Genomic DNA, 15,969 nt, shown 5'->3' on the forward strand with positions numbered 1-15,969 from the left:
GTTCCGCCGCCAGTTCCACCACCAGTTCCACCGCCAGTTCCGCCGCCAGTTCCACCACCAGTTCCGCCGCCAGATCCCTTATCCTCCTTAATTAATACACCGTTGATATATCCATGTTTATTATATTCATATCCGGTAGTTCTAATAGTGACTTTCTTTGAATTAAGATGTGCAAGAATCAAAGCTATTAAACCACCACTCCCTTGATAACCACCATCAGAATTATCCAAAAGAAAATCCCGTGAAGCACCTTTATCATCAACAATTACTACATGAACATTGTTTCTGGCTATCTCTGGAGCAATTTGAATGGAAGACACAGTTACATCAGAAATCGTTACATTAGGTGCAACTATATTATTAGAATTGTTTTGATCAATCATAATATATTATTCCTTATAAGGTTGAATTCACACCAAGTTATAAATATAGAAAATCATATTAAACTAAAAAACTTAACTAATTTACTGAACATCCATATTCAACCACCATAATCCATAAACTTATAAAAAATAAACACACTTTTCAACTTTAAAAATAGTGCAGAACCAATAGTGCGTCAATAAAATACCAAAGAAAATTAAAACTAAAAAAAATAAGCATTCAACATTAATTTATAATAACAAATTAGATTACCGTATGTTTTTCTATTTTTAACCTAGTGCTACATGGTTCATATATTGTGTTATTTACATTAAACATACAGTAAAGAAAAAACCCTCCTAATAATAGTGGTCCGTAATTATATGATCAACATAAAATTCAAGATAGAAAATATAGCTAATAGATAATCTAAGATTCACATAGTTATAGCAATAGAGCGAGATATTTCGCATCGAAATCAGATCAGCTATTAAAAATCACAATAGCCGGTTGAATAACAGCCACCACATCAGAAAAAATGTCAAAAAAAAAATGAGCCAGATATCTCTAATGGATAATCCGACTCACTATTCACCACTTGATAGTAAATTCAACTGACCATGTGTAAGTCGCAATATTAGTAGAAGTGATGGTTGAATTATAAATAGCACCTCCACTCGGCGTTGCTCCTTTATTCTATTTTAGAATTTTAACGCCATTAGCATATGTCTTGACAAACGTGGTCATAAATTTACAGGTCTTAAACCCTATCTTATAATGATAGCGCTTCTGGCAAGGCACTACCGTTTAAATATCTCGTCTATCTTTACTATAGGCATGATAACCCTCATTGTTATTAATATATTATTTACTCTTTTATCATAAAAATAACTCTAACCATTGATTAAACTTTTAATTAATGAATCAAACTCCGATGGATTATTATCTAACAGCCACTGCATAGCTGACTCATGATCAACGAATGGTTTATCCTGAGATAATTTAAAACGACCTTCAATGTATTTCGGTACAACTTTCAGCCCCAGAATTCCAGGTAAATTCTTAACTACGCGAGGATCTTCCTTATCTGGTCGGAAAGAATCTTTGCTAGTAGCCAAACGCTCACTGGTTTCTAGCAAAATATTTAAATTCATTGAAGATTCTACAATAATATCAATACTGGCATCCATATGTACTGCGGTATAATTCCACGTAGGCAACTGCCTATTCTTATAAGCTTCAGGAGGGATATAACTGGATGGTCCCATGAATACAATATGAGCTTCAAATGAAACGAGATCATTAACCATAGGATTACGACGATCTGTATGCCCGAATAACATCTTATCAACACCTTGGAATAAAGGAATATGGCTGGTAATGAAACCATTGCTCATGTAACGCGTTATTAATGCCAGAGGGTATGCATCAATAAATCGCCATAATAATTCTACATTTTTGCAAATGAATTCATGATAATGGAACGGGAAAGTTTTCATAATATTAATTATCCTCTAAATTCTCTTCATTAATTTCAACGTCTATTTAAATAATATTTCCACCCTTAATACTATATATTTTACTCTCAATAGACAATTCAATCATTTCTGGCACAAAATGTTAGGCACATTCCTTATACTCATCTGGTTCGAGATAGATATTGATTTAACGAATCGACAATTGTTTTAGAACGCAATGCAAGCAAGCTAAATGAACCAGCATCACCCATACCATGAGTCGATTCACACAATCCATTTAAATAAATAGGGGTAAAATCTCCCTTCGTCAAATATTGCACCCTGTAATCTCTTCCTATAGACAATATATCTCCCTGATTGGTCAGTAATTTCTTAATAGGTAATAATAATTTAGGACAAAGCTCCTGGCGTTCTCCAGTGCCTAAATCAAGGAATCCAGTAGCAAGTACAACTAAATCAAAACACTCTTCAAATTCATTGCTATTAATAAAGTTTCGACTTTTTAGCAGTATACCATTTGAAATACTCCGGCAATCAACTATTTCATTGCAAGTTAATATCTGCATTGAATTTTGATGTGACAGTTTATTTTCATACTGTTTAATATACAGTTGATTCAAAACATCAATATCTGCCGACGAATAATTCGTATGTACCAATTCTCGACGAAGACGAGCTTTATTCTCCGGCGTAGCTTCATAGAATGTATCGACAAATTCAGGGAAATAAACCTCATCAGAGAAAGGACTCGTATCTTTCTGCCGAAATCCAAAATTCCGGGTGAAGCCAACGAGTCTTTTGATATCATTTTGGGTACTCGCATGTAATAGAATTTCTACTGCGCTTTGACTGCCGCCAATAACCGCAACGCTTAAAGAATTACTGTATTTCCTGGCCTGATCTAATGAAGGCAAATAATGGTTAAGATGAACAACACGCGTATCTTTCAATTGATCAAAAGGTTCAGGTATGAAAGGAGTACGACCGGGAGCAAGGACAATACTTCTCGCTCTATAGATATCTCCTTTAACGGTATTGACACAATAATGATCTATATATTCATTTTGGCCATCCAGAACAGGAAAAATCTCTGTCGCCTCACAATCGTAATCAACCTGATCATTGAAAAAATTCGCCGCCCAACTTATATATTGCGCATATTCTAAACGCAAAGGATAATGTAAAGGTAAATTAAGGTGCTGATATAATCGGTCAGTTTCATAAAGGAAATTGGTGAACGAATAATGACTTTTGGGATTTCTTGGCGTAACCAAATCACGCAGCGGATGATTTTGAATATCAGATCCTGGCAACATCATTCCTGGCTGCCAACATGCGCTTTGTTGACGCTCAATAAACCGGACTGAAAAATGCGGGGCTAATTCCTCTAAAGCAATAGATAAAGCAATATTAGCAGGCCCAAATCCAATACCCAAGATATCATAAATTGATGAAGAGTTTTTCATAATCTCTCCTTAAATTATTTTGCTTCACGATGGCTGATAATTATAGTTTGAGCAAGCAATAGAAAATGCTGTTCTTAAACGCTCTACAATATTATTTACGTCTTGAGGAGTAATGATCAAAGGAGGCAACATCCTCAAAACAGCACTTTGCCGCCCTCCACTTTCGATAATTAAGCCTGCATCAAAACAACACTTTTTTACCATTTGAGCTAATTTTCCATTAGCTAGAGGATGCCCAAGCGCATCAGGAGGGGAATTTAAATCAATCAATTCTAGACCCAACATAAGCCCCCGACCACGAACATCACCAATAGCAGGATAATCATCTTGTAATTCAAGCAATCTGTTTTTCAGGAGATTACCTGTATAGTTAATCTGATCGAGAAGATTTTCTCGCTGGATGAAATCTAAGGTAGCAGCGCCACTGACTAAAGCAATCTGATTACCCCGAAATGTACCGGCATGTGCACCCGGCAACCACTGATCATATATGTCTCGATAGAGAAGCACAGCAAGCGGATATCCTCCCCCTATCGCTTTAGAAAGAATAATCGCATCAGGCGTGATATCAGCAAATTCATAAGCAAACATATCACCCGTACGCCCAATTCCTGTCTGTACTTCATCAATAACCAGAGGAACATCATGTCGCGCGGTTATTTCCCGGATCTGATGTAACCAATTAGCACTCGCCGGAATACAGCCACCTTCCCCCTGAATAACTTCAACCAACACCATTGCGGGTTTGGTTATACCACTTTCTGGATCACTAAGGAGATTTTCCAGGCTTACAAGACTCAAGCGCTCCGTTTCGCTGACACTGGTATTTGCACCAAAGGGGCTACGAAAAGTATATGGATAAGGTAGAAACTGAATTTCAGCAGAAAGCCCTGTCACAGATCTCTTTGGCGTCAAATTACCCATCAAAGAAAGTGCGCCATGAGTCATACCGTGGTAAGCCCCCTGAAATACAATAATAGAACGCCTCCCGGTAGCTGTTTTAAATAATTTTAACGCTGCTTCTATCGCATCAGTCCCCGTTGGACCACAGAATTGTATTTTTGCTTGATGTGCAAAGCTTTGAGGCAATATTTGATAAAGCTGTTCAACAAAATTAATTTTCGCAGGGGTTGCTATATCTAAAGCCTGCTGTAATTGACCAGACTCCAAAAACTCAATAACTTTTTGCTTTACAAAAGGATGATTATGTCCAAGTGGTAAAGCGCCGGCACAAGCTAAACAGTCAATATATTCTTTATTTTCATTGTCATATACATAAGACAATTTCCCTTTACTTAATACCTTGTCTATATTTCGCGAATAAGTACGCGCATTAGATTCGCGATCGACAAGTCGATATAATCTAAAATCATTATTCATTCTAATACCTTTTTTAAATAGGAAATTAAAAATCAGATTCTCTTGTTTCTGAGAGAATGACTTCACGTGCTTTAAGCCCCAATATTTTTAACCATCGACGGTATTCCAACCCCATTCGATCACTACTGAGATGCATTTCTTGCCGTGGATCAAGCGGCAATCTTACTGGTCGTTGAGATTCAACAATAATTCTGTCTTGTTCAAATACGGTATCTTGTCTGGAAAGTATCTGCTCCAATGTGAGATCATGACCAAAATTAATTGCAACAATTAGCCATATAATACATTTATCTTCATCAACTGGGGTCGCATTGAAGAAAGTACAAAAACGCTCAATATCCCCGGTCTTTTTCTCAAAATAAGCAGTCGTAGGATTGAGTACTGAGTAGCAATAACGTGCAGTAACCGGTATTCCCCGATGGTCGCCATAAGGTTGAAATACGCTAATTTCAGAAGAGTGGAGCCCACGATCATCTTGATTAACAGTATATTTCTTTATCTCCTCTGGAGCATCAGGCAAGCCGTTAAGATTGGCATGAACAAAAGGAAAATGCGAGGCATCTATAAAGTTTTCCAATGACCTTAACGCATTAGCTTTATAATAATAAGGGCCTGCAACCACTTTCCTGAAATTGGGCTTGTCCCATTCAGGGAAGAAAGGAATAGGACGTAATGGTTCTAACAGGCTTACCCATATAAAACCATATTTTTCTTCTGCATAGTGACAGAAAATCAATCTCTTTGACGAAGGTGGGATATTATTCGGATGAGCGGGTGTAAAAGTACAGTTCCCTTTAGCATCATATCGCCATCCATGATATGGGCACTCAATATTCCCATTTTTAATACAACCTAATGATAGTTTAGCGCCCCGATGTCCACAATAATCTTTCCATGCATGTATTTTATTCTCATTATCTCGCCAAAGCACCAATTCTTCACCTAATAAACGAATCGCTTTTGGTCGATTATTTTTGACCTCCTTAGAATCTGCAACAACATGCCATTGATTATTTAAAGCACAATAATCAAGCTCCTCTCTATTCCATTTTCCTGAGTACAACATCGTAACCTCCACTATTAATATATACCCGTTATCTTTCAAGCTGCCTCTTTGTTGGCTGCACTCACCCCAGTCACATAGTTATCTATGCTCCCGGGGATTCGCTCCCTTGCCGTCGCGATGCAACTTGAAATCCATAGGCTATAATAGGAGTTTAAATAGTGTAATAATGCTGATAGAAATACGATTTAAATAATATGACTATAATGTTTCTATGTTATTAGGATCAAAGCGCCAACCTTTATCTACCCAACCATTCAAATCATAGTCAGATAAACATTGATTCACTAAATCATTACATTGATCCATTATTCCAGCGGTTTCACAATGTTTCAGCATATCAAGGCGAATTTGTTCATGATTACCGGCATAATTATGTTCATATAGTTCATGACGCCCGGCGAACTCACTGCCTAATGCATCCCAAAGAAGTTTAATCAGTTTCTGGCGTTCAATAGCGGATTGGTCAGTGCCCTGATAATAGCAATCAATCAGTGGCCTAATCTCCGTATTTTCAATATCCAACCAACTTGAAACTTGCATAATAGGCGAGCCTCCCAAGATCGTGTTGAATATAGGTTTTAACTGTGACATGACTTGAGTACTGAAATATCTCACCGTTGTGGCAGCATCCAATTTAGGTATTACAGAACCGTCATCTCTTTTTTCAGGATTTTGACAAAGGTTTTCTGTTAACGACCACATTAGGTTGCGTATAGCAACAATATCAGCCAAATGACTTCTGACTCCTCTGAATTGATCTGAACCATTGGATTTCAAAACATTAGCAAACAGCCCACATATCAGATCCATTTTAACGGCCAATCTTGTACCTGACTGCAAAGGGTAACGATTAAGAAAACCAGATACTGAATAGAAATTTCGTGCTCTCTCTATATCTCGATAAATCAATACATTTTCCCACGGAACAAAAACGTCATTGAAAATCAAGACCGAATCATTTTCGTCAAAACGACTCGATAAAGGATTATCAAACGGGCTTAATGCCGCCAATTCATACGATTTTCTGCATATTATTTTTAAATTAGGGGAATTCATCGGCACTATAAGACACAGAGCAAAATCCTCTTCCCTGCCCTTCTCATAATGAGTGGCACTGTTTTGTGCAACAAAGGTAGCATTTGAAATTGCCGCACTCGTCGCAACCATTTTTACCCCTTTGACAATGATTCCCGCATCAGTTTCCTTTTCGACATGCAAATAAATATCTCTCATATCTGAAACATTCTTAGCCCTGCCAACAGGGGGATTAACTAATACGTGGTTAAGAAATAGTACCTTCCGCGCACTTTTACGATACCAAGACAGAGCGTTATCACTAAACGAACCATATATTTCAGGAGTTGAACGCAACGTAGCCGTAAACCCTGCTTTATAATCTGGTGTTCTTCCCATAAATCCATAGGTTAATTTTGCCCAATGTGCTATGGCATCTCGTGCTTTTAATAAATCCTTAGCGGACTTGGACGGCATGAAATACCGATGCGTTCGATAGCCGTCAGGATCAATATCGGTTAATATCTCCTGAGAATCTGAATTATGTAACGCGTCATAGAGTCTAGATATCGAATAAGCGCTATTGCGGAATGCCTTATGTGTCGTAACATTACACACTTTTTGCCCATATATTAATACATCACGCCCATCATCTAAGCTACTAAGATATTCTTCACCGGTCATCATTTCATTCTTATCAACACTTGCCATACTATTACTCCTTATAACTCTCTATCTTGAGTATTAATAAAAATATTTAACTATTAACATCACACCAGAAACTAATACTACAATATTAACCAGTTTCAAGAATTGCTCACGCGACATTCTCAGCGTAATATACCGACCAAATGTAATACCAACTAACATGCCAGGAGCAAGTACCAACACCAACAAAATCAAATCAGTATCGAAATATACGCCAGCTAAACCAAAAATTACTACTCGCGTTAATGTACTGAGACCAATAAGCGTTGTTTGAGTGATACGCATAGCCTCTTTATTTTCAATCCGCCCGCTTAGATAAATCGCATATAGAAAACCACCGCTACCAAATAATGCACTGAATACGCCGCCAATTAATCCGAAAGGGAACGAAGCAGTCGATGAAAAATTCCGATTTGGTTTTAAGCCACTCAAAGAGTAGACAGAATAGAGAACAACAAATACACCTAAGGCAAGCAAGAGTATTTCAGGTTTAGTTTTAAGTAATATAGCCGCACCAATAAGGCTACCGAAAATCATCAATGGAACAAGGCGTTTTAATTCTTTCCAATCGGCTTTACGTCCGTCACGACTAACATTAACGATCGCGGCAAACATATCTAGTAGTGCCAACAAGGGAACAATTTTAGCCACCGGAATATATAACGCTAGTACTGGGCTGGCAATTAAGGCCGTACCAAAACCAGCAATTCCAAATATAATGTAAGCAATCAACAAAGCACCGACTATTACGGCATAATTTGAGTAAGTTAAAGCATCCAACATTTTTTTCTTAGCCTATTTTATAAGTGGTTAATGAGATCATATTCACGCTATAGAACAGCCCAAACCATATTGTTTCAATTGACTAAGGCGGCTGCGTGTACGCGAAATATCTGCCAGTTCAACACCATCAAACATTTTATCATCCAGTGGGCGACAACCGATTAAATAAAGCTGACAGCGTTGGTCATAAAGCACATCGACCACATTAATAAAACGTTGTTGAGCGGCACAGGAAACCTGACCTAATTCAGGAATATCCTCAATAATCCAGCATTGATAGCGTTCACTTAAAGCCAGGTAGTCCATAACCGCTGTCGGACTGCTGCACAGATCTTGGAAAGTCAAATGAATTATGCCATTGGCAGCAGATAATACAGACAATATACGGTAGCCAACTTTTAGATCTATAGTAGACATAAGGCGTTCTGGCAAAGACAGCTTAATACGTTGTTCTTCATTCCCAGGCCAAACATAAGCACCTTGGCAAAAAGGATCGACATCATTGCCAACCAGACATCGATAATCAATTTCTCCCTCCATCGAAACTATCTTCATATTTTTTTCAATTAGCTGAATAGCAGGTAAAAAGCGCTCATGATAAAGGGGGTTTGCCAGTAAATCATTAGGGGGATAATTTGAAGTCGTTATCAAGACTATACCACGCTGAAAGATAAAATTTAAAAGCCGGCTAATAAGCATTGCGTCTCCAATATCATGCAGATGAAATTCATCGAAACATAATAATTGGCAGTTTTGTAGCTGAGTATGTAAAGTTGCTTCCATTAAATCCTTTTTTCCTGCTTGAAGGTTCATTAATTGATGAAGTTCACGAAAGAAATGGTGGAAATGGACTCTACGTTTATTTTTTATAGGCGCCGCCTCGAAAAAAGCATCTAGTATGAAACTCTTCCCTCTTCCTACCGGGCCCCAAATATAAATTCCCTTTACACAGGGACGTTTAAACCAAAAGCGACGAAGCATCGTATTAATTAAACATACCATATTCTCGACGACAGATATTTGATATTTATCAAGCGTGTATTTACACAATTGAGCTTTTTTTTGAATAGCTTGTTGTAGCTCTATACCTTTCGCTCGCTTTTCCATATATAAACCAGACCCTTAGTGTTTAACTTATTAAAATAAAAACTAATAAAATCGCAGTCCATTTTTAGAAAATTTTTCCCTAAAATAAATAAACACCAACAAAGGGAACTACACAATACCCTAAAGTTGTTTTTATGATTTTTATGATTCCTATCACATATGTATCACATAGGAATAATAATGTCATACCACTATGTTCTTTGACACATTTTTCAATAAATTCACAGGCTTTTGATAATAGTAACAAGTTCTTTTTAAGGATCTTGTTATCATCAATTATGCAACGGAAAGATTAATTAACTGAAAAAATATGATCTCACTCTCAATAAACCAAGTGAAAAATATGATGAGCCAGATTATCCCATAAAGTATCTGGCTCGCCTCTGCTACTTCATCGTGAATTCAACTGACCATTCGTAGGTAAGAAAATTAGTATAAGTAATGGTTGCATTACAAACAGCGCCTCCACTCGGCGTTGCTCCTTTATTCCATTTTGGAATTTTAACACCATTGACGTATGTGTTAACGAAAGTAGTCGAAAAAACGCAAGTCTTATTTCCAATTTTATATCGTACAATCGCATAATTTCCATCAGGTGAAATCGGGCTTTCAACCTTATAGAAATCAAACTCACCTTGCCTTACGCTAGCTCTAGGCTGAGGTTTCGCATTGACATAGGTACCGACTTCATTATTAGTAACAACGGTATAAACAGCATCCGCGCTACCAGGCGCACCAAGATGCTTAAATGTAACTGTTACAGGCGGGCCTGCATAAGCAATACCTGCGGCAGTTAAGGAAGCAGTTGCAAACAGGGCCAACAACGATTTGCGTACTAACATGTTAGATACTCTCCTTATATGTTGTTTGGAATGGCTTACTGCGTTTCAATACAACTTTCTTTTCTATAATTTATTTTTGCGTACAATATATGTTCAACCCCATAAAGCAAATTTCCACTTTATGTCCCTATTAATATAGACCACTTTGCAGAACTTATTTAAAAGAGTAAGAGGTTCTCCGTCATAAAATTGACAAATACTCTGACCTTAAGGAATTAATAACGGCTTGATAATTAAAAAAACCATAATTTGATAACGGAAAACATTCGCAATCCGCCAATAACCTGCGGTTTTGCCTAGTCTAACAGCAAGGCCAAAGCGCACTGCCTTTAAGCAGCACGCTTGTTTTAATTATTACCTTCTATAAGTTAGGTCTATTTACTCTTTTTTGAGTGCCAGAATCCCGCCAGCCCCAATCCCAGTAATGCCTCCATGCCTACAGTAAGCCCTATCATTCTGGCTGGGGCAGAAGCAGCAATACTGCCGAGCATATCCAGAAACAGCGTACTGCCCACACTTGGTCCACTCCCTATCATCGAAGCAGCAGTTCCTCCTCCCATTCTCGTACCTGTCAGCATAAAATGGCTTTCCATTGCCACACCTGAGCGGCTTGTCACAGGACCTAATAATTCCCTGGAAACACTACCTAACACTCTCTCTTGTACAACATACCTTCCCCCCATTCTGCCAATTCTGGGCGCATTCGAACTGACTGACCTCATCATTGTCGCTCCCGCCCCTTGTGCAAACCCTGCACCCATAGTCGCACACATGCCCACAACACCAAGGCCAAATGCAACCCAACTGAATGTTTCTGCAAGTTCAGGGTTGGTATCCATAATTGCACCAGCAGCAATGGCAAATCCGCCAGAAGCAACGGTTGCTACACCGCCGATGACCGATAAGCCTACAGCTAAAGTCATACCCGCGGCAGCCATTGCGGCCAATCCTGCACCGAGTGTCACAACACCAACGACAACGGTAATGACACCAAAAATAATCCCAAATATCCCTCCCCAGGAAATATGACCTTGCGGATCACGGCAATTAATTGGGTCGATATAGGCATAACTATTTGGCCCACCGTCACCAAAGGGACTCCAACTGTCAGGTGTTGTAAAACGGAACAGACAAGGACTGTATTGCCGTTCACCCAAATGATAAACACCGCTAACATCATCGACCATCTGTCCGGTAAATCCGATAATCATTGGTGTAGCGGAAGAACCAAACGGGCTATAGCTGAGTAAACTGCTTTTCCCTTCCTTATTCAGCGTTAATATTGGTGAGTTCATTTCATCTGCACCAATGAGCAATACATCGTCTTGCTGCTTGCCATCTTTCTGGCCAGAAATAATGATGCCGGTAATCTGCTCTGAAACACGCGACACCCGAGTTTTGAGTTCCCCGGTCAGCTCATTACTCAACAACGGATAATTGGCATTCTGTTGATAATACCATTCTCTACGGGTTTCAAGCTTACTGCGGGATACCAGTTTACCTTGGGGATCATAGTGATAGAGATAAATGTCTTCCCCGGCTTTTAATGTTTTTAACCGATTAAGCGCATCATAAGTCAGAGTTTGACCTTGTTCGTTCTTCGTCATACAACCATTCGCATCGTATTCCAACGTTATCAACACAGGATAATCTTTGTGAGTATGCCTAACTTCCGTCAATTGGCAGGGATCGTGAGGACTTGAATAGATAAAACGAGCCTCATCCTGTTCACTATTAAATTGGGTTATGCATTGGGTAATATTGCCTAACGCATCATAACTCAATGTCAACTTGGAAATAGGTTTCCCATAGCCATCAAGGGGTAATTCATCGCCGGTACAAATATATTCCACCAACATGTTGAGTGAATTATATTTGAAGGTTTCATCGCGCAGTACGATTGTGCCATTACATATCATACGTGATGCCAACTGGTCGTTTTTATGCCAACGTTGTGTCATAGTCAACGTCTTATCAGCCTGTCCTGATGGGGTTATCGTGCGGGAAATTTCACGACCAAATATATCATAACCAAATTCCATCACTAATTTAGTCTGATCACGTTTATTTAATACACTTTGGCGCACCAATCGATCAAAGGCTGCATATTCCATCTCAGTCTCGATATCATCATCAACGACTTTAATAAGTTTCCCTTGTACATTATAAAAATGTCTCTGTTTCTTACCAGTAATATCATTATGTTCAATACATTTATCGCCTACAGAAAATGTTTGAGATAAGGATTGCTCAACACCTTCTGCAATAGGAGTAATGTTTTCCCCAGTAATATTACCCAGACCATCATAAGTTAATTGGCTAATATAGCCACTTTGATCTTTGTAACACTTAAGCTGACCGGTTGTTTTGTCATAATCAAATTGGTGGTCAATATTACCACCTTTAATTGATTTAATCACATCACCAAGCTCATGGATATTTTGATATTGCAATATCGTTCCATCCGGTTTGATCATTGTATCTGGAACTGGAGATAAATCTTTATAAGTATATTTCTGAATACGACCACCATTATTTACCTCAATCAAACGCTCAAGAGAGTCAAATTTTTGACTGCCAGGAATAAATGTTTTATTCGCATTGGTGATACTAATTTTTGTGACAAGTTCCTTATCTGTATGGGGAGCATATTGTTTATTAATTTTCACACCATTCGGTTGTATAACCTCTATTACACGGTGGTAGATATCATAAATAAAATCTGTTTTGTTTCCTATTTCATCAGTCAACGAAATAAGCTTATTATTGGTACCATATTGATGCTCTGTAGCAGAATATAATATTGGTGATAGAATTAATTTCCTGACAATCTCATCTTCATCCTCAATTTCATCATCTTCAATCTTAAGTTTAAAAGCGTAACTCTTGTTTTTTTCATCCTTAACCTCAGAATCCAATGTATATCGGTTATTCTTAATCACATTGCCATGACTATCGAAAGTTTCTTCGGTAAACCACGCAATATCTTTCCCTGATTTCAGCATAATAGCCGGTATACAAAGTCTTGATTCATCATCCTTGTTATTCTCTTGTATTGGGTAATTATAATTAAGAGAGTCAAAACTAGTAGAGTCATAACGGACAAATGATGATCTCTGATATTTTTTCAACAACGATAGAATATAATCTTCGGTCACTTCATGTTTATCATCAATATTAATTGAGTCAATATAAATAGTTTTCCGTGTTTTCTTGACCTCATTGATGAAAGTATACGTTATATCGAATTGTTGATCATGACGTCTATGTAAATTGAAATAACAGAATGGTGAAATATAATAGGTTCTGTAAATATCCTCAGTGACAATAATATCCCCTGATTTTACGTCTGGTAATAAATCAAATCTCTTTTCAACCGTAACAAGGAAATTTTCATCATATTGTTTATCACACACCAACAGCCACTTATTCTGACCTTTCTCTGGGGAAGATTTCCATATCTGTACCTCTCGATTAAATACATCATGACCAGTCAGAACTTTCACACCTTGTGCATTAGTATGCATGATATATCCTGCAAATCTGGCATTATCGACTTTCTCTTTAAAAACCGTAGTATAATCATCATTTATAATAATCCCATGATCATAGCTTTCTGTTGTACTAAATTCCTTTTTAGGATTATTTTTGATCTTTTTCAGTCTTGATAACGCATCCCATTCATATTCAGATATATTTTCATATTTATCTTTTTCACTTAACGTTAAACCCGTCTGAATAGAAATCACTTTTTCAGTCATAGAGTTTTTTCCATCATGCCCGGTAAACGTCATCACTGCTTTGAGGTTACCCTCATAAAATGAATATTTATATGATACAGCGTTAATTTTTGCATCTTTACTGACTAAATTATCAATTTCAGAGGAAGATTTAACATTGCCCAATAACAGCTTATCATTAATCAGATAATCAATTGATTTTTCCAATTTTCCATGATTAAAATGAGAAGGATTATTTATATAAAATGCCCGATTAATTTCGTATGTGGCTACACCAGATTTATCATCTGTATGTTGCATCAACATACACGCCATTAAATCACAATTACCAAGATTAACAGGAAAGCCTTTCTTCTCTTTCACCGGAAAACTATCATAAATATATTTCTTTATATACGTTTTCTCATTACCTTTATTAGAGGAGGGGATATGCTTTTCCGTCTCCAAAAGCAGTGTCTTTCCTTTAAAATAACTATAATTATCAATACTACCATCGGGATGCTCTTTCTTTATAATGCGCCCCTCATTATCATATTCAAATCGGGTTGTTAATATTGAGACAGAATCAATAGTATTATTTTCTATCGATTTTAATGTTACTCCAGTTTCTATTATCTCTATTTTTCCTAGTTTCACCTTCCTATTTATGTCACTATTTCCTATATTTTTCAATGAATTACTATTATCTTTATACTCAAAATAGACTGTTTTTTCTTCTTTCTTTAAAGAGAAAAATTCTGGTTGCTCTGAAAACGGCTTATCTTTAATTGCCAGATATTTACTGATGTTGGCCTTAATAATACCTGGGTCATTAAGATAAGTTTCTATATTACTTCCACGTCTCAACATAGGATCATAATATTGTATCGAGTCTCTATCATGTTTCATATTCTCATCATAGGAACCAATAATATCACAATTAAACTCTTCAAGATAAAGAGCATTGTAAATATAAATTGTTTTACTATATAAACGTGAATAGTTATGTTTTTGCTTTTGAACTGTGGTGATATACATAGGGGAACCCAATGGAGAACCAATTGAGTAACCATAAGAGAGCATATTATCGTTATTACCATCATAATATGAATTATAACTCACTTCATAACTATAATATGTACAAATAGCTTCACTTTTTCCCGTTCCGTCTGCAATCTTATGAAAACAGACTTTAAAGCTATTACGACCATCGTCTTCATATGAAACGGTTTCTATCTTATTTAGCGGAGAAACAATTTCTGTAAGATAAGCTGTCTTCTCTGAACTCTTATTTGACAATTCAGTGTAGGATAATTTCCATTTTAATGGTGTGCTGAATGAAGCATTTTCTATTCCAGTCAGGAGACTATTATTTATAGTCAGGTTAAATTCCTTTTTTTCATTACTATCAGGGAAAACTAGCAGGGACACTTTTTCGTTTGAATAGGAAATAGTGACCAATGATTTCTTTATCTCTTGCGTATCGGTATATCTGTTTATACCGGTTAATTTAACTTCTTTACCCTCTTTATGCCAATTAAATTCTAATATTTCCCCCAAAGACGAACTACGAAATACACAAGGTTTGTTATCACTAAAATCACTTATTTTAAGTAATTCAATCATCCCAGTGTTACGATAAGTGACTTTATAGAATTTATCTATTTTCTCAAAGAACACATCACCAATACCCCCTTCTAATATGAGAGCGCCTTTTTTCTCAGCCACATGAAATAATCTACCATCAGCCAGAGCAAGCAGTTTTTTGTCTTCATTATAGACTGTCACTGGGATTCGCCATCCCTTTCCTAGCCCAACATTTTTCTGATTTAATGGTGAATAGAGAAGTCGAATATCAAATTGAGTTTCTATGAGGCTTGAGAGACATATATTTGAAGAAAAAGTCCCCGTGCGAGTATCAACCCCGCTTTCAATATAACTATGAAAATTTACCTTACCGCTATGTGTTCTTGTGGACATGATTATAAATCCTTAATATTAATGATAGTATATGTACCTAGAGTACATAGATAAATTCCCGGA

General features: G+C 37.1%; 10 protein-coding genes. All 10 read right to left on the reverse strand.

The genetic code is table 11. The annotated features are described in order from the left end of the window. On the reverse strand, positions 1-383 hold a 383-nt coding region (locus tag C6H66_RS26125; protein WP_181150254.1), incomplete at its 3' end, for a hypothetical protein. Between the two features lie 873 nt (positions 384-1,256). Continuing rightward, the gene (locus C6H66_RS20760) at positions 1,257-1,862 is read right to left on the reverse strand and encodes an FMN-binding negative transcriptional regulator (protein ID WP_105396590.1); all 606 of its coding nucleotides are present in this window, start codon (positions 1,860-1,862) and stop codon (positions 1,257-1,259) included. A gap of 140 nt (positions 1,863-2,002) precedes the next feature. Beyond that, on the reverse strand, positions 2,003-3,307 hold the full coding sequence (locus C6H66_RS20765; protein WP_105396591.1) for a SidA/IucD/PvdA family monooxygenase: 1,305 nt from the start codon (positions 3,305-3,307) through the stop codon (positions 2,003-2,005). Positions 3,308-3,331: 24 nt separating this feature from the next. Beyond that, complete coding sequence (locus C6H66_RS20770) at positions 3,332-4,687, reverse strand: diaminobutyrate--2-oxoglutarate transaminase family protein (RefSeq protein ID WP_105396592.1); 1,356 nt, start codon at positions 4,685-4,687, stop codon at positions 3,332-3,334. 25 nt (positions 4,688-4,712) lie between these two features. Next, positions 4,713-5,753 (reverse strand): aromatic ring-hydroxylating dioxygenase subunit alpha, encoded by a 1,041-nt coding sequence (locus C6H66_RS20775; protein WP_219847631.1) that lies wholly within the window; start codon positions 5,751-5,753, stop codon positions 4,713-4,715. 198 nt (positions 5,754-5,951) lie between these two features. After that, a complete protein-coding gene (locus C6H66_RS20780; RefSeq protein WP_105396593.1) occupies positions 5,952-7,478 on the reverse strand; it encodes a 4-hydroxyphenylacetate 3-hydroxylase family protein in 1,527 nt (508 codons plus the stop codon). Between the two features lie 33 nt (positions 7,479-7,511). Next, positions 7,512-8,258: a sulfite exporter TauE/SafE family protein gene (locus tag C6H66_RS20785; RefSeq protein WP_036775912.1), complete on the reverse strand. Its 747-nt coding sequence runs from the start codon at positions 8,256-8,258 to the stop codon at positions 7,512-7,514. Between the two features lie 42 nt (positions 8,259-8,300). After that, positions 8,301-9,365 (reverse strand): cell division protein ZapE, encoded by a 1,065-nt coding sequence (gene zapE, locus C6H66_RS20790; protein ID WP_105396594.1) that lies wholly within the window; start codon positions 9,363-9,365, stop codon positions 8,301-8,303. Between the two features lie 386 nt (positions 9,366-9,751). Continuing rightward, positions 9,752-10,207, reverse strand: coding sequence for a hypothetical protein (locus C6H66_RS20795; RefSeq protein ID WP_105396595.1), 456 nt, complete (start codon positions 10,205-10,207; stop codon positions 9,752-9,754). Positions 10,208-10,581: 374 nt separating this feature from the next. Then, positions 10,582-15,906, reverse strand: a complete 5,325-nt coding sequence (locus C6H66_RS20800; RefSeq protein WP_105396596.1) for an RHS repeat-associated core domain-containing protein — start codon at positions 15,904-15,906, stop codon at positions 10,582-10,584. Positions 15,907-15,969: the final 63 nt, after the last annotated feature.

It is taken from the genome of Photorhabdus hindustanensis (assembly GCF_002968995.1).
GTDB lineage: Bacteria > Pseudomonadota > Gammaproteobacteria > Enterobacterales > Enterobacteriaceae > Photorhabdus > Photorhabdus akhurstii.